Source organism: Pseudonocardia sp. HH130630-07 (genome assembly GCF_001698125.1).
In the GTDB taxonomy this organism is placed as follows: domain Bacteria; phylum Actinomycetota; class Actinomycetes; order Mycobacteriales; family Pseudonocardiaceae; genus Pseudonocardia.
Map to the genome: position 1 here is coordinate 1599087 of NZ_CP013854.1, position 15192 is coordinate 1614278.

Annotated in this window: 15 protein-coding genes; 8 read left to right on the top strand and 7 right to left on the bottom strand. The window is 74.9% G+C overall.

Annotated features, from left to right (window positions below; genetic code table 11):
• Positions 1-191 precede the first annotated feature (191 nt).
• Positions 192-872, top strand: coding sequence for a response regulator transcription factor (locus tag AFB00_RS07680; protein WP_068800097.1), 681 nt, complete (start codon positions 192-194; stop codon positions 870-872).
• A complete protein-coding gene (locus AFB00_RS07685) occupies positions 869-2374 on the top strand; it encodes a HAMP domain-containing protein (RefSeq protein WP_083275346.1) in 1506 nt (501 codons plus the stop codon). The genes AFB00_RS07680 and AFB00_RS07685 overlap by 4 nt, the downstream gene beginning before the upstream one ends.
• Here AFB00_RS07685 and AFB00_RS07690 read toward each other — a convergent pair.
• Positions 2287-3222, bottom strand: a complete 936-nt coding sequence (locus AFB00_RS07690) for a TAXI family TRAP transporter solute-binding subunit (RefSeq protein WP_083275347.1) — start codon at positions 3220-3222, stop codon at positions 2287-2289. The two genes, AFB00_RS07685 and AFB00_RS07690, sit on opposite strands and share 88 nt — an antisense overlap.
• Before the next feature lie 132 nt (positions 3223-3354).
• On the opposite strand from AFB00_RS07690, the gene dctA reads away from it, so the two are divergent.
• Entirely contained in the window at positions 3355-4746 is a 1392-nt protein-coding gene (gene dctA, locus AFB00_RS07695) for a C4-dicarboxylate transporter DctA (RefSeq protein WP_068796658.1), read from the top strand.
• Positions 4747-4767: 21 nt separating this feature from the next.
• Here dctA and AFB00_RS07700 read toward each other — a convergent pair whose 3' ends face one another.
• Both AFB00_RS07700 and AFB00_RS07705 read right to left on the bottom strand, forming a co-directional pair.
• Positions 4768-5688, bottom strand: a complete 921-nt coding sequence (locus AFB00_RS07700) for a serine hydrolase (RefSeq protein WP_068796659.1) — start codon at positions 5686-5688, stop codon at positions 4768-4770.
• Positions 5685-6614, bottom strand: a complete 930-nt coding sequence (locus AFB00_RS07705; RefSeq protein WP_068796660.1) for a LysR family transcriptional regulator — start codon at positions 6612-6614, stop codon at positions 5685-5687. Before AFB00_RS07705 ends, AFB00_RS07700 begins: the two co-directional genes overlap by 4 nt.
• Before the next feature lie 93 nt (positions 6615-6707).
• Here AFB00_RS07705 and bla point away from each other — a divergent pair, with 93 nt between their 5' ends.
• On the top strand, positions 6708-7613 hold the full coding sequence (bla, locus tag AFB00_RS07710; protein ID WP_068796661.1) for a class A beta-lactamase: 906 nt from the start codon (positions 6708-6710) through the stop codon (positions 7611-7613).
• On the opposite strand, the gene AFB00_RS07715 is transcribed toward bla, so the two are convergent.
• On the bottom strand, positions 7614-8420 hold the full coding sequence (locus AFB00_RS07715; protein WP_197519788.1) for an SGNH/GDSL hydrolase family protein: 807 nt from the start codon (positions 8418-8420) through the stop codon (positions 7614-7616).
• Positions 8421-8635: 215 nt separating this feature from the next.
• On the opposite strand from AFB00_RS07715, the gene AFB00_RS07720 reads away from it, so the two are divergent.
• Positions 8636-8923 carry a DUF1540 domain-containing protein gene (locus tag AFB00_RS07720; protein WP_068796663.1) on the top strand — a complete coding sequence of 96 codons (288 nt, stop codon included), beginning with the start codon at positions 8636-8638 and terminating at the stop codon, positions 8921-8923.
• Here the strand turns inward: AFB00_RS07720 and AFB00_RS07725 are convergent.
• Together AFB00_RS07725 and AFB00_RS07730 are read right to left on the bottom strand one after the other, a co-directional pair.
• On the bottom strand, positions 8908-9336 hold the full coding sequence (locus AFB00_RS07725; RefSeq protein WP_068796664.1) for an ABC transporter ATP-binding protein: 429 nt from the start codon (positions 9334-9336) through the stop codon (positions 8908-8910). The two genes, AFB00_RS07720 and AFB00_RS07725, sit on opposite strands and share 16 nt — an antisense overlap.
• Before the next feature lie 72 nt (positions 9337-9408).
• Entirely contained in the window at positions 9409-10971 is a 1563-nt protein-coding gene (locus AFB00_RS07730) for an AMP-binding protein (RefSeq protein WP_083275348.1), read from the bottom strand.
• A 60-nt stretch (positions 10972-11031) separates the two neighbouring features.
• Here AFB00_RS07730 and AFB00_RS07735 point away from each other — a divergent pair, with 60 nt between their 5' ends.
• On the top strand, positions 11032-11748 hold the full coding sequence (locus AFB00_RS07735; protein WP_231974268.1) for a GntR family transcriptional regulator: 717 nt from the start codon (positions 11032-11034) through the stop codon (positions 11746-11748).
• Positions 11749-11782: 34 nt separating this feature from the next.
• Positions 11783-12928: an acyl-CoA dehydrogenase family protein gene (locus AFB00_RS07740; protein ID WP_068796665.1), complete on the top strand. Its 1146-nt coding sequence runs from the start codon at positions 11783-11785 to the stop codon at positions 12926-12928.
• Between the two features lie 64 nt (positions 12929-12992).
• On the opposite strand, the gene AFB00_RS07745 is transcribed toward AFB00_RS07740, so the two are convergent.
• On the bottom strand, positions 12993-14372 hold the full coding sequence (locus AFB00_RS07745) for a glycosyltransferase family 2 protein (protein WP_068796666.1): 1380 nt from the start codon (positions 14370-14372) through the stop codon (positions 12993-12995).
• Between the two features lie 413 nt (positions 14373-14785).
• Here AFB00_RS07745 and AFB00_RS07750 point away from each other — a divergent pair, with 413 nt between their 5' ends.
• Entirely contained in the window at positions 14786-15142 is a 357-nt protein-coding gene (locus AFB00_RS07750; RefSeq protein WP_068800101.1) for a tetratricopeptide repeat protein, read from the top strand.
• Positions 15143-15192: the final 50 nt, after the last annotated feature.

The following is a 15192-nucleotide window of genomic DNA, read 5'->3' on the forward strand; positions in this document are numbered from 1 at the left end:
CCGCCCCGTGCCCGCCACCGCTCCCGCTCGCCGGTCACGTCAACGCTCACGCGATCGGGTGCGCACGGCGACAACGGGTGCGCGTCCACGGAGCGAGCCGTGGTCACGGCCACGGCGACCGGCCGGACTCGAGGCATCCGCGGCGTCGGCGATGGTTTCGCCGGAATGTCCGGTTTGGCTACCCTGCGGTGGTGCGGGTTCTGGTGGTCGAGGACGACGACCGGGTCGCGCGCGGCCTCGTCCGCGCGCTGGGCCGGGCCGGGTACCAGGTCGTCCGCGCCGCCGACATCGCCGCGGCGCACGCACTGATCGACGAGCAGCTGCCGGACCTCGCACTCGTCGACATGGGCCTGCCGGACGGCCACGGCGGCGCCGTGCTCCGCCGGTTGCGGGAGCACCCGGCGATCGGCGTCCTCGTCGTGACCGCCCGGGACGGCGAGGCGGACCGGGTGGTCGGCCTGCGCGCCGGTGCCGACGACTACGTCGTGAAACCGTTCAGCCTCGCCGAGCTGCTGGCCAGGGTCGAGGCGGTCAGCCGGCGCACCCGCCCGCTGCGCCAGGCCACTCCGGCGGCCGCCGTCGTGCATCGGCTGCGGACGCTCGAACTGGACGTGACCGCCCGCGTCCTGCGGGACGGCGACGACGGCTGGTCGGTCGCGCTCACCTCGATCGAGTCCGCGGTGCTGGCGTTGCTGCTGGAGCGCGCGGGCCGCCCGGTGGAACGCCGGTTCGTGCTCGACCAGGTGTGGTCCTCGCCGGCCGAACCCGGCTCGCGCACCCTGGACACGCACATGGCGACCCTGCGCGGCAAGCTCGGTGACCGCCTGGCCATCCGCACCCTGCGCGGCGTCGGGTTCCGGGTCGACCCGTGAGACGCCGGCTGGTCGTGGCCGTCGCCCCGCTGCTGGCGTTGCTGCTGCTGGGTGTGCTGGTCCCGACGGCCGTCACCCTCGCGCAGCGGCACACCGCGACGGTGGTCTCGGACCGGCTGGGCGACGCCGGGCGGTTCTCCGTGCTCGCCCTGACCACGCTGACCGGCGGCACCGCCCCGGAGCCCGATCTCGCCCGGATGCGCGCCGAGCTCGACGAGTACGCCGACCTCTACGACACCGGTGTCTGGTTCCTCGACCGCGAGCAGCGGGTCCTGCACGCCACCGCACCCGGCCCGCCGCCGGAGGCCGCGCGCCCGCACCTGGCCGGGGTGCTGGCCGGGCGGATCCCCGGCGCCGAGTCGACGATCTGGCCGTGGCGCACCGCCGACGAGCTGATCGTCGCGCCGGTCGGCCGGGACTCCCAGGTGGTCGCGGCGCTGGTGCTCGCCGTGCCGACCGCCTCGGTCCGCGCCGAGATCCTGCGCGACTGGGCGCTGCTGGGCGGGCTGTTCGCCGTCGTCGGGATGCTCGTGATCGGCCTGGTCGGGCCGATGACCCGCTGGGTGCTCCGACCGGTGGCCGATCTCGAACGCAGCGCGGCCGCCGTCCGGTCCGGGGATCTCGGCGCGCGCGCCGCACCCGGCTCGGGCCCGCCGGAGCTGCGCAACCTGACGGCCGGGTTCAACGCCATGCTCGCCGCGGTGCGCCGGACCGTGGAACGCCAGCACCGGTTCGCCGCGGACGCCGCCCACCAGCTGCGCAACCCGATCGCCTCGGCCCGGCTGTCGGTGGAGAACCTCGAACCGCACCTCGCCGCCGACGCCGAGGCCCGCGAGACCTACCGGGACACGATCGACGACCTGGACCGGATGAGCACCGTCGTCAACGGGATGCTCGCGGCCACGGCGCTGCAGGAGGGCCCGGCCGCGCACGGCACCGTCGGCGCCGTCGGGCCGGCGCTCGACCGGCGGCTGCCGGTGTGGCGCGCGGCCGCCGAGGCCGCCGGGCTGACGCTGACCGGCGACCTCACCGGCACCGGGACGCGCGTGCGCGAGCCGGTCGGCGGCCTCGCCCCCGCGGTGGACGAGCTGGTCGCCAACGCCTGCCGGCTCTCGGCGGGTCGCACGATCCGGGTCCGCGGCCGGGCCGGCGGGATACCGGATCGAGGTCGCCGACGACGGCCGCGGCCTGCATCCCGGCGAGCGGCACCGGGCGACCGAGCGGTTCTGGCGCTCCCCACGCGACCAGAACGTGCCGGGCACCGGGCTCGGGCTGGCGATCGTCGCCCAGGCGCTGGCCGACGCCGGTGGTGCGCTGGAGCTGCACGAGACGCCGGGCGGCGGTCTCACCGCGGTCGTCCGTCTCGATGCGGGCCCGGCGCAGGGCTGAGCCGGACGGGACGGCCGGGCGGACGTCAGGGTTTGCGGTCGCGGAACCAGCGGCGCGCACCCGGGTGCAGCACGACCGGTGTGGTCGCGGCGCCGGTACGCGGGTTGATCTGACCGGCCTCCGGCCGGGCCCGGGACAGCTCCGGGGCGTGCGTGAACAGCATCCCGGTCAGCCAGTGCGCCAGTCCCTCGTCCATCGACGGCGGCACCGCCAGCAACGTCGGCACGGCCGGCGCCGGCGCCGTGCCCAGCGACGGGTACATCGTCGCCGGGATCACCACCGGCACGTACTCCAGCGGGTGCGCCCGCACCAGCGCGTCGATCTGCGGCGACAGGTCGAGCAGCCGGGTGCCGCCGGAGCGCGCCAGCTCGCTGACCGCCGGGGTCGGCATCCCGGTCAGGCTGCACACCGCGTCCACCGCGCCGGTGCGGAACGCCCGCACCGAGTCGGCCTGGGAGTAGGACAGCAGCGTCGCGCGGCCGCCGGTCGCGGCCAGCAGCCGCCGGGTGAGGTACCGGGTCCCGGACCGCGGCAGCCCGGCGGCGAGCGTCGCGCCGTCGAGATCGCGCAGGTCCCGCGCGCCGGGCCCGTCCGGGACGAGCACGTGCAGCACCGAGTCGAACACCCGGGCCAGCGCGACGATCCGGGCACCGTGCCCGGCCGCGACGTCGACGTTGACGAACCCCAGCTCCGCCCCGCCCGCGAGCAGCAGGTCCGCGTTCTCCGGGGCCGCCTCGGTGTGCACGATCTCGACGACCGGCCGTCCCCACGCCCGGTCCAGCACCTCGGCCAGCACGGCACCGATCTCGCGGTAGACCGCGCCGTCCGGGCCGGTGGCCAGCCGGAACCGGGCGGGCGGCGGCGGGGGTGCGCTCGCGCAGGCCGGCAGCAGACCCGCGCACAGCGCCCCGCCCGCCACGGCCCCGGCGGCGCGCAGCACCCCCCGGCGCGTGATCCCCACCGGCCGAGCCTATGGCTCCACCGAAGGTAAAGAAAGTCTCAAGCTAACCCCAAGAAAGCTTGGCGGAGCTGGAGAGGATCACCGCCGACCGGAACGCTCGCCGCGAGCATTCGTGACGCGAGGGAGCGATTCATGAGCAGTCCGGCGGAGAGCGGCACGACGGCCGTCGCCCAGCGGAAACGGACCCCGATCTGGAAGCACCTGTACTTCTGGGTGCTGATCGGCATCAGCGCGGGCATCGTCGTCGGGCTGACGCTGCCCGACGTCGGCGCGCAGATGCAGTGGCTGGCCACGCTGTTCATCAACCTGGTCAAGGTGGTCATCGCGCCGGTGATCTTCGCGACCGTCGTGGTCGGGATCGCCGGGCTCGGCAACCTCGCCAAGGTGGGCGGGCTCGCGCTGCGGACCATCGTCTACTTCAACGCCACCACCGTCGTCGCGCTGGCGCTGGGCCTGGTGACGATCAACATCATGGCTCCCGGCGCCGGGCTGGGCTACGACCGGGAGACCTTCGACGGCTCCGCGGCAAACGACACCATCGAGTCCGCGGGCGCCGACGCCGGTGGCGGGTTCACCGCCTTCCTGCTGAACCTGGTGCCGGACTCGTTCGTCTCCGCCTTCGTCGACGGCCAGCTCCTGCAGGTGCTGCTGCTGGCGATCCTCGTCGGGATCGCGATCACGATGCTGGGCGAGCGCGGCAAGGCCATCACCCACGCCCTGGACTCGTTCGCCAAGGTGATGTTCGGCGTGATCAAGATGGTCATGTGGGTCGCCCCGGTCGGCGCGTTCGGCGGCATCGCCTACACGATCGGCGAGCACGGCAGCGCGATCCTCGGGAGCCTGGCCCAGTTCATGGTCACCTTCTGGGTGACCTGCCTGCTGTTCATCTTCCTGTGCCTCGGGCCGATCTGCATGGCCGCCGGGTTCTCGCTGCTGAAGTACATCCGCTACATCAAGGACGAGCTGCTGATCGTGCTCGGCACGTCGTCCTCGGAGACGGTGCTGCCGCGGATGATGACCAAGCTGGAGGCGGCCGGGACCCCGAAGCACGTCGTCGGGCTGACCATCCCGACCGGCTACTCGTTCAACCTCGACGGCACCGCGATCTACATGACGATGGGCGCGATGTTCATCGCCCAGGCGTTCGGCGTCGACGTCCCGATCGCCACCCAGATCGGGCTGCTGCTGTTCATGCTGATCTCGTCGAACGGGGCCGCGGGTGTCTCCGGCGCCGGCCTGGTCACCCTGGCCGCGTCGATCGCCGCGTTCGACCACATCATCCCGCTGGTCGGGCTGGCGCTGATCGTCGGTATCGATCGCTTCATGTCCGAGGGCCGCGCGCTGACCAACCTGACCGGCAACGGCATCGGGACCCTGGTGATCGCCCGGTGGACCGGCGAGCTGGACCGGGACCGGCTCAAGTCGGTGCTCGACGACCCCAAGCAGGTCGACGTCGACGAGCTGATGAAGGCCGAGGCCAACGAGTCCCCCGTGCACACCGGGGAGGCCACCGCGGCCCGGTGACGCACCGCGCGGGCCCCGGCGTCACAGCGCCGGGGCCCGCAGCGCGTTGACCGCCACCCGCGCGGCGGCCCCGATCGCCGCGTCCGCCCGCGGGACGGCGGCGTCGCTGCGGGCGGCGTGGGTGAACACCGCGACGGCCACCGGGTGCTCCCCCGGGTAGGTCACCACCCCGACCTCGTTGCGGACCGCGCCGACCGTCCCGGTCTTCCCCGCCACCGCGGCCGCGGCCGGGAACCCGGCACGCAGCCGGTGCGGCCAGATCTGGCCGGACAGCACCTCGCGGGCGAACGCCGTCCCGGCCGCCGACGCCAGCTCGCCGCGCCACAGCCGGGCCAGCAGCGACGTGCTGTCGGCGGCGGTGGTCGACGACCCGAAGGCCGGGCTGAGCGCCCGCACCTGTGCCGGGACGTCGTTGTCGGCCAGCACGGCGAACGCGGCGGAGACGTCGTCGGCGCCGGTGTCGGCCATCAGCTCGGCGAACACCTCCGCGGTCCCGCCCCGGACCCGGGTGCCGGTCAGCCCCAGCTCGCCCGGCAGCGCCGCGACCCGGTCCCGCCCGACCTCGGCGTGCACGACGTCGGCCGCGGCGTTGTCCGAGACCGTGATCATCGACCGGACCAGGTCACGACGGCTCATCGTCACCGGGTCGGCCAGCGCCGAGACGCCGGTCGGCCCGGGGGTGCGCCACCCCGGCCCGACGACGACCGGTTCCCGCGGGTCGAGCCGCCCGTCGTCGACCGCCCGGCAGTACCCGACGAGCACCAGCAGCTTGTAGACCGAGGCCATCACGACCGGGACGTCCGCGCCGACCGCGACCTCGTCCGGGGGCCCCGGGCCGTCGGTGCTGACCGGCACGGCGTGCAGCCAGCCCCGCACCCCGGCCTCCCGGAACACCGACCGGACCTCGCCGACCGTGCCCGGCGGCACCCCCGGCCCGTTCATCGCGGGCTCCGGCCGTCCGGGCCGCAGGCAGCGCTGTCCTGCCCGGTACCCGGCGGCTCGCGCAGCACCGCGGCGAGCGCCTCGACCACACCGGCCACACCGTCGGAGAGCCCGTCGCGGTGCACCACCCGCACCCGGAACGGGACCGGGTCCCCGGCGGCCGGGCGGCGGACGACCCCACGGGCACCCAGCGCCGGGTCCGGGCTGAGCGTGAACGCGACCCCGGTCGCGACCAGCGTCAACGCCTCGGCCGGGGTCGCCGCGTCCAGCGGGCGGACCGGGCGGCCGCGGGTCTCCAGGGTGTCGAGCAGCAGGTCGTGCACGGCCGGCGCGTGCCGCCGCGGCGCCGTCGCCAGGTGCAGGTCCCGCAGCGTCCGCAGCACCACCGGCCCGTCGCCGCGGGCGGCCGGGTGCGCCGCCGGGAGGAGGATCTCCGTCGGCAGCGCGACCACCGGCCCGGCCCGCGCGGACTCCAGCACCGCCGGGTGCGCGACGACCGCGACGTCCAGCGTCCCGACCGAGACGGCGTCGACCAGCGTCACGGTGCTGCCGGTGGTCAGCGCGGCCCGGCGGCCCGCGACCGTCCCGGCCCGGGCGGCCAGCTCCGCCGCCGTCCGCGGGCCCAGGTCGCCGACGACCCCGATCCGCAGCACCTGGGCCGCCTCGGCGTGCCGGTCGGCGGCGCGGGCGAACGCGTCGGCGTCGGCCAGCAGCGCCCGGGCCCGGGGCAGCAGGTCGCGACCGGCCGGGGTGAGGCTCACGCCGCCGGGGCCGCGGTCGAACAGCGCGACGCCGAGCTGCGCCTCCAGCCGTCGCACGCCCTGGGACAGCGGCGGCTGTGCCATGTCCAGCCGGGCCGCGGCCCGGCCGAAGTGCCGTTCCTCGGCGATCGTGACGAAGAACGCGAGATGCCGCAGCAGGTTCACCGGAACCGATCACCTCCCTCCATATCCGTTCGATATGAGACGCGCGGGTCGAGCATATTCGCGATATCGCAGCCGCTCTGCTGCGGTGGTCCCATGACGCTCTCCCGCCGTTCCCTGCTCCTCACCGGCGCCGCCGGGCTCGGTGCCGCACTGCTCGGCTGCTCCGCGCCGGTCCAGGCACCACCGCCCCAGGCGCCGCCGGCGCCGGCCCCGCCGCGCCCGATCCCGGCGATGGACGGGCTGGAGCGCGACTTCGGCCGCCGGATCGGGGTGCACATCCTCGACACCGGTTCCGGCGCGACGGCCGGGCACCGCGACGGCGAACGCTTCCTGATGTGCTCGGTGGTGAAGTCGCTGATGGCCGGGTTCGTCCTGCACCGCTCGGTGTCCGATCCGGCCCTGCTCGACCGCCGGGTCCGCTGGGGCCCCGCCGACCTGCTGGAGCACGCACCGACCACGAAGCTGCACCTGGCCGACGGGCTCACCGTCGCGCAGCTCTGCGAGGCCGCCGTCACCGTCTCCGACAACACCGCGCACAACCTGCTGCTGCGCGAGGTCGGCGCACCCGCGGACGTGACCGCCTGGCTGCGGGCGACCGGCGACACGGTGACCAGGGCGGACCGGACCGAGACCGACCTCAACGACGTCGACGGCGAGCTCGACACCAGCACCCCGGTGGCGCTCGCCGGCACACTGGCCGGGCTGACCACCGGGGACCTGCTCCCGCCGGCGCAGCGCGACCGGCTCACCGGCTGGCTGCGCGCCAACACCACCGGAGACGGGCAGATCCGCGCCGGGGTGCCGGCCGGCTGGGGCGTCGGCGACAAGACCGGCAGCGGCCCGCTCGGGGAGAAGAACGACTCCGGCGTCCTGTACCCGCCCGGCGGCGCGCCGCTGGTCCTCACCGTGTTCACGGTGCCGGGCGACCCGGACGACGAGCGCGGCGCCGAGGCCGTCGCCGCCACCACCCGCGCCGCGGTGGCGGCACTGCGCGGCTGATCAGATCGCGGACAGCACCGCGCGCAGGATGGCGACCTGCCCGACCGGGCTGGGGTGCAGGCCGTCGTCCTCCCAGAAGTCCGGGCGGACCGGCATCCGGCTCAGGTCGACGGCGTCGGGATCGACCTCGCGGATGATCGAGACGAGTTCGGGCAGGTCGGCAGGGTGCCACCACTCGCCGGTCAGCTCGCGGGTCGACCCGACCCGGCCCGGGTCGACCGGCGGCGGGACGACGAACCGGACCCGCGCACCGGCGTCGGTCTCCAGCAGCATGCGCAGCGCCCGCAGGTTCCGGTCGGTCTCCGGCGCCGACACCATCCGGACCCCGGTCGTCGTGCCCTCCCGGCGGACGTCGTTGGTCCCGAGCATGGCGAGCACCCGGGTCGGGACCCGCGAGACCAGCACCGGGCCGAGCGCGAGCGCCTCGGAACTGGTGCGGCCCGACAGCGCGAGCACCTCGACCGACGCCTCCGGCTCCACCATGGGCACGAGCTCGGCGAGCAGCCGGGCCCAGCTCAGCCGGTCCGCGGAGATCGAGTCGCCGACGACGACGATCCGCTCGCCGGGCCGCAGCGCCATCCGGTGCAACCCGGCGGCGACCGGACGCTCCTCGATCAGCGCCCCCGCCGCGGCGCGCACCCGCCCGGCCAGCTCGGCCCGCACCCCCGCGACGCCGGACGGGTCCAGGCCCGCGGTCGCGGCCAGCACGCGGTCGATCTCCTCCTCCTGGACCCCGAGCGCGGCGAACGCCGGCCACGCCGTGAGGTCGGCGAACCGGATCAGCCGGGTCATCAGGTCGCTGTCCACCCCGCCGAGCATGCCCGGACCGATCGCGGGCCCGGCCGCCCACCCCTGCGGAGGTCACCCGAACAGATGCATCAGGGTGTGACTCACGCCACTCCTGTCGAGAGTTTCGTGTCACGTTCCCGCAGGTCCGGCGAGGCTCTGAGGACGACCGCACCGCAGGTCAGGGGAGCCTGCGTTGGCTGGTGCACCGTCGCCGGTGCCGCCACTCTGCTCCCATGACCACGGCTCAGGACATGCCCCAGGTGCAGCAGTGCTCGGCCACGAGCTGTTCCTACAACTCCGACTCCAGCTGCGGCGCGGGGGCGATCACGATCTCCGGTGACCACGCCGCCTGCGGCACCTTCGTCGAGATCTCGTTCCGCGGCGGCAACGGCAACGGCCTCGTCGGGGCCTGCCACCGCTCGGACTGCCGGCACAACGAGAAGCTCGAGTGCACGGCCGCGTCGGTGAACATCGGCAAGGGCGCGGACGCCGCCGACTGCCTCACCTACGAGGCCAGGTAGGCCAGCTCCTCGTGGCGGACCTCGCCCCGCTCGTCGACCCGCAGCGCGCTGTCGGCGACGGCGAGGGCCGCGACCGGGTCGATGTCGTCGACCAGCACCGCCACCCCGCTCGCGGCGAGTTCACGCAGCGCCGCCAGCACCGCGATGCGGTCGCGGGCGTCGAGCCCGTCGGTCAGCCGGTCGGCCAGCACCATCGCGGTGGGCCCGGTGCGGGCCGACTCGACGGTCGCCAGCCGCTGGGCGGCCGACTCGGCCCGACGCGCACCCAGCCGCCGGACCAGGGCGTCGTGCCCGTCGGCACAGCGGCCGCTCGCGTCGTCGAGCCGGTTCATCGTGCGCCGCCGCTGCACGAGCGGGCCGAGCAGCACGGTGACGCTGCCGACCGGCAGCCGCAGTGGCCGTGGTCCTGACATCAGCCCTCCCTCACCGCTACTCAGGTCAGGCTAACCGCAGATCACGGTGAGGTGAAGGGCCGATGGTGCGGCTCACCCGGGCCGGTGCGCCGCCCGTAGCTCCCGCTTCAGGATCTTGCCGCTGGGATTGCGCGGGAGTGCGGCCACGATCTCGACCGACCGCGGGCGCTTGAACCCCGCGACCAGCGGACGCACCCAGTCCAGCAGGGCCTCCGGATCGATCGTCGCGCCCTCCCGCGCGACGACCACCGCCTTCACCGTCTCGCCCCAGCGCTCGTCCGGGACGCCGATCACCGCGACGTCGGCGACGTCCGGGTGCTCGGAGAGCACGCTCTCCACCTCGATCGGATAGACGTTCTCCCCACCGGTGATGATCATGTCCTTGATCCGGTCGGTGAGGAAGAGAAAGCCCTCCTCGTCGAGGAAGCCGGCGTCACCGGTGCGGAAGCGGCCGTCCGGGCCGAGCGCCGCCGCCGTCTCCTCGGGGCGGCGCCAGTACCCCTGGGTCACCTGGTCCGACCCGATCCGCACCTCGCCGACCTCGCCCGGCCCCAGCTCCGCCCCCGTCTCCGGGTCGACGACGACGAGATCGACCCACGGGTACGGCCGCCCGGCCGAGCGCATCAGGTGCGCCCGCGGACCCTCCGGGTCGTGGTCGTCGGGGTCGAGCTGGGTGATCGAGCCCGTCGTCTCGGTCGCGCCGTAGACCTGGAACAACGGCGCCCGGAACGTCTCGACCACCGCACGCAGCGCGCCGGCGGTGATCGGCGAGGCACCGTAGGCGATCGAGCGCAGGGCCGACCAGTCCCGCTCGGCCGCACCCGGCACCGCGACCAGCATCTGCAGCACCGCGGGGACCAGGAACGCGTTCGTGACGCGCTCGGTGGACATGGTGTCGAGCAGCGTGGCGGGCACGATGTCGGCGACCAGCACCATTCGGGCCCCGGCGGCCAGGCAGACCAGCCCGAACCCGGCCCCGCCGATGTGGAACAGCGGCATCGCGACCAGCGCGCTCGAACTGGTGTCGATCGACCAGTGCCCGGCCGCACGCAGCAGCGCGGAGAACTGCCGGTGCGCGAGCAGCACGCCCTTGGGCAGGCCGGTGGTCCCCGAGGTGTAGAGCTGCAGCACCGGGTCGTCGAACGTCGATCCCGGCGGCGCCGACGGCGGCAGCGGCTCGGCCGGTGCGTCCCGCCACGCCTCGTAGTCCTCCCCCACGACGAGCACCCGCCACGGCGACAGCTGCTCGCGCAGCCCCGCGAAGTCCGGGCCGAGGACGACGAGGCCGGCGCCGGCGTCGTCGACGAGTGCCCGGAGCTCGGACTCGGTCAGCCGGGTGTTCAGCGGGGCCGACACCGCGCCGATCCGCGGCGCGCCGAGCAGCAGCTCGAAGAACTCGGTCCGGTTCTTCCCGATCCACACGACCCGGTCACCCGGACCGAGCCCGAGCGCCTGCAGGGCCGCACCGGCGAGGCCGGCCCGCCGGTCGAGCTCACCGTAGGTCGTCTCCCGGCCCCCGTCGGCGATGGCGACGAGCCCGGCGCGCTCCGGGTCGGCGAGCAGGTCGGTGAGCCGGAACCCCGGGTCGCCGCCCGGGCTCGCGGCGGGTGTCGGGGCGCTGCTCGGATCCGGCATCTCGGCCTCCCTGGACGACGTCGGCGGGGGAATGCCGCAGAATCGTATATGATAGTCGGCGTGTCTCTGCCGGATCTCGCGCCGGATTTCCCGGCCGACGCCCCGGGCCGCACGGCGCAACTGCCCGATCGCATCGCGCTCGTCCTGCGGGACCGGATCCTCTCCGGTGAGCTGCGCCCCGGCACCTTCCTGCGGATGGACCGGATCGCCGCCGAGCTGGGCGTCAGCCACACCCCGGTCCGGGAGGCGCTGCAGTCGCTGCGCGCCGAGGACATGGTGCGGGCGCTGCCCCGGCGCGGCTTCGTCGTCGCCGAGCTGACCCGTGGCGACGTGGCCGACCTGTTCGAGGTCCAGGCCGAGCTGACCGGCCGGCTGGCGGCACGGGCCGCCGCCCGGCTCGTCCCGGCCGATCTCGACGACCTGCACGAGCTGGCCGCCCGGGTCGCCGACCTCTGCGCGCGGACCGGGGCCGACGCCGGGCCCGGCGAGCTGGAACCGCTGGTCTCGGCCGAGCACCGGCTGCACGCCGAGATCAACCGGATGGCCGCGTCGCGCAAGCTGGCCTGGCTGGCGGGCCGGTCGTCGCACTACCTGCCCGCGCACTTCTACACCGGCTCGGCCGCGTGGCGGGCCGGGGCGCTGCGCGCGCACACCACGCTGCTCGACGCGCTCGGCGCCGCCGATCCCGAGGCCGCCCGCGCGGCGATGCAACGGCACGTGCTCGACGGCCGTGACCTGCTGCTGGCCCATCTCGACGGCATCGGGATGTGGACCTGATCCTGCGTACCCGTACGACCCACCGGAGGCGACGATGCCCGTGACCCTGACCGAGGACCAGGCCGACCTGGCCCGTGCAGTCGGTGAGTTCTGCCGGCGCGAGGTCGGTTCGACCGCGCGCCGCGACGAGCTGACCGACCACGGCCGCCACCCGCACTCGGCCGAGATCTACCGCCGGATGGCCGACCTCGGCTGGCTCTGCATCGCGACCCCCGAGGAGTACGGCGGCGCCGGCCAGGGCATGCGTGAGCTGCTTGTCTTCCTGGAGGAGACCGCGTACGGGCAGGCCCCCATCTCCGGTTTCGGCACGACCGTCATCACCGCGGCGGCGATCGAGAAGTTCGGCACCGAGGAGCAGAAGCGCGAACTGCTCGGCGGCATGTGCCGCGGCGACGTGCTGTCGATCTCGATGTCCGAGCCCGAGGCGGGCTCCGACGTCGGCGGCCTCACGACCCGCGCGACGAAGACCGACACCGGCTGGCGGATCGACGGCCAGAAGACGTGGTGCTCCAACGCCCACATCGCCTCGCACATCCTGCTGGTCGCACGCACCTCGACCGACGGCGGCAAGCACGACGGCCTGACCATGTTCGTCGTCCCGGCCGGCGCGGACGGGCTGAGCATCCACGGCATCGAGACGATGGGTGGCAAGGAGGTCAACGACCTCTACTTCGACGGGTGCGAGCTGCCCGCCGACGCCGTCGTCGGGACCGAGGGCCAGGGCTGGAAGCAGCTCATGGCGGGCCTCAACCTGGAACGGATGATCCTCGCCGGGCTCATGCTGGGGCTGGCCCGGCGGGCCTTCGACGACACCGTCGCCTACGTGAAGGAACGCAAGCAGTTCGGCCGCCCGGTCGGCAGCTTCCAGGCGATACGGCACAGGATCGCCGACAACGCCACCGAGCTCGCCGCGACCCGGCTGCTGGTCCACGACACCGCCCGGACCATCGACGAGGCGGAGCCGGGGGCGCTGTTCCCGCGGGAGGCGTCGATGGCGAAGCTGAAGGCCACCGAGCTCGCCAAGCACCTGTCCCTGGAGGGCATGCAGATGCTCGGCGGCTACGGCTACGCCACCGAGTACGGCATGGAGCGGCTGCTCCGGCAGAGCGTGGTGTCCACCGTGTACGGCGGGACCAGCGAGATCCAGCGCGACATCATCGGCAAGACCTACGGCCTCTGAGGCGCCCCCTGCTCCGTCGGCCGGGGCCGGTCGGACCGTCCGGCCCCGTTCCCGCCGGCCCGGATCAGGCCGACAGCTGCTGGGAGATCGCGGGGCCGGTCGACCCGGACCGCGGCTGCGGCAGCGCGGCCGGTCCGGGCACCTCCTGCGCGCCGGAGCGCGCGGCCTGCTCGGCCGCCGCCCGGCGGATGTGCGCGGGCACGGTGGTGAACCGGCGCGGCAGCGTCATCGGCGGCACCGCGCCACCGACCTGACGCACCTCGCGGGACCGGCGCAGGTAGGCCACTCCCCCGCGGACCAGGCGCGAACCGCGCAGCGCGGCGCCCGCGTCCGGCATGGCGTCGCCGGCGCCGGCCTCGCGGGCGGAGATGTGGCGCAGGCGGGCGACGGCGGCGGGCAGGCGGCGCAGGGCGACGGTGCGGCCCTGGGGGGAGAGGGCGACCTTGGCGAGGAAGCTGCCGAGGCCGACGGCGTAGCCCTCGAGCTGGGTGCGCAGGGCGGCGGCGTCGGGGCGGTGGTGGTGCCAGAGGTAGGCGCCGGGGGCGTAGCCGAGGGTGTGTCCGGCGAGGATGAGCCGGACGAGGAACTCACAGTCCTCCCCGCCGTGGGTGGGGGTGCCGGGGCCCATGGCTTCGTCGAAGCCGCCGACGGAGCGGGCGGCGGTGGCGCGGACGGCGAGGTTGGCGCCGATGCCGAGCAGGCCGGGGGCGAAGGGGAAGATCGGGGAGTCGGTGGGGGGGTTGGCCATGGAGAAGCGGCGGGTGGTGAAGCCCTTGTTCCAGGCGAGTGCGATGTCGGCGGCGCGTTCTTCGCCGCTGCCGAGGCGGGCGGCGAGGACGGGGCCGGACAGGCAGGCGAGTTCGGGGTCGGTGGCGAAGGCTCCGGCGATGCGGGAGGCCCAGGCGGGGTCGACCTCGGTGTCGTCGTCGGTGAAGGCGACGAGGTCGGTGCGGGCTTCGGCGAGTCCGCGGTTGCGTCCGACGCTGGCGCCGCGGCGGGGTTCGCGGACGTAGCGCACGCGGGGTGATGCGGTGGCGGTGACCGCGTGCTGGGTGCGTTCGTCGTCGGGGTCGTTGTCGACGACGATGACCGACAGGTCGGGGTGGTCGGAGGCGAGGACGGCGCGCAGGCAGCGGGCGAGCGAGTCGGGCCGGTTGCGGGTCGCGATGACGACGGTGACCGGGTCCGACGCCACCGGCGCCCGCTCCACGTCGTCGACCGGCGGCAGGGTCGCGGTGGCGAACTCCAGCTCGGTCGCGCTCGCCCGGCCGTCCGACAGCGGGACCGTGATCTGGCCCTGCGGGGTGCCCCCGACGGTGACCAGCAGGCGTGCGGCACCGAAGCGCGGGTCGACGACGAGGTCGCGCGCAGGGGCCAGCCGGTCCAGCTCGCCCACCCAGGTCGGTTCGTCCGGGATCATCGCCATGCCCACCATCGTGCTCATCGCTCCTGTGATGACGCTGAGATCTCCGTACCGGGTCGCCGTAGCGCCCCGCGGACGCGCCGGACGGCCGCCCGCGTCGCGCCCCGTACCCGCGTCGTCGCCCTGCGTCGGACCGCTCCGGCCACACCGCCAGGACCCGGTAGCCGGGGCACCCGCGTCCGGACCGCGCTGCCCGCGCGTCCCCCGCGCACCGCGTCGGCGAGCCGCGTCCTCCGCCGACGTGCCGCACCGCCGCCGGTGTGCCGCGCCTGTCATCGGCGTGCCGCACCCGTCGCGCGGGGAGCGGGGAGCCGGCGCGGGGTGCCGTTCGGCTACAGAGGTGCGTCGATGCTGGTCGGGAGCGCGGGAACAGCCGCGGGGACATCGGCGTTCCGGCTGGTACACCACTTCCGGTGACCGGGAAGGAGCCCGTGATGACCCTCGACGCCCTGTTCCCGACGACGGGTGCGGCCGCGACTCCGGCGGCCCGCTGGGAGCGCGCGACCTACCTGTTCGACTCCGGTGACCACCTCGGCGCCGCCCGGCTGCTCGCCGATCTCGTCGCCGAGGACACCACCGCGACGGCGCCCCGGCTGCTGCTGGCGCGGGCGTACTACCACTCCGCACAGCTGGGGCGGGCCGAGACCGAGCTGCGTGACCTGCTCGACCGGACGCCGTCGGACGGGTACGTCCACCTGCTGCTCGGCCGGACGCTGCAGCGGCGGTCCCGGCACGACGAGGCCGCCCCGCACCTGCGCCTGGCCGAGGCGATGGGCGTGACCGCGTCCTGAACCGCCCCCGGTCGGGTCCGGCTCCCCGCCGGACCCGGCCGGTGGTGCGC

Coding starts and splice junctions, on each gene's coding strand:
- dctA (WP_068796658.1), top strand. CDS start 3,355: ATGAGCAGTCCGGCGGAGAGCGGCACGACGGCCGTCGCCCAGCGGAAA.
- AFB00_RS07700 (WP_068796659.1), bottom strand. CDS start 5,688: ATGAACGGGCCGGGGGTGCCGCCGGGCACGGTCGGCGAGGTCCGGTCG.
- bla (WP_068796661.1), top strand. CDS start 6,708: ATGACGCTCTCCCGCCGTTCCCTGCTCCTCACCGGCGCCGCCGGGCTC.
- AFB00_RS07720 (WP_068796663.1), top strand. CDS start 8,636: ATGACCACGGCTCAGGACATGCCCCAGGTGCAGCAGTGCTCGGCCACG.
- AFB00_RS07725 (WP_068796664.1), bottom strand. CDS start 9,336: ATGTCAGGACCACGGCCACTGCGGCTGCCGGTCGGCAGCGTCACCGTG.
- AFB00_RS07730 (WP_083275348.1), bottom strand. CDS start 10,971: ATGCCGGATCCGAGCAGCGCCCCGACACCCGCCGCGAGCCCGGGCGGC.
- AFB00_RS07740 (WP_068796665.1), top strand. CDS start 11,783: ATGCCCGTGACCCTGACCGAGGACCAGGCCGACCTGGCCCGTGCAGTC.
- AFB00_RS07745 (WP_068796666.1), bottom strand. CDS start 14,372: ATGAGCACGATGGTGGGCATGGCGATGATCCCGGACGAACCGACCTGG.
- AFB00_RS07750 (WP_068800101.1), top strand. CDS start 14,786: ATGACCCTCGACGCCCTGTTCCCGACGACGGGTGCGGCCGCGACTCCG.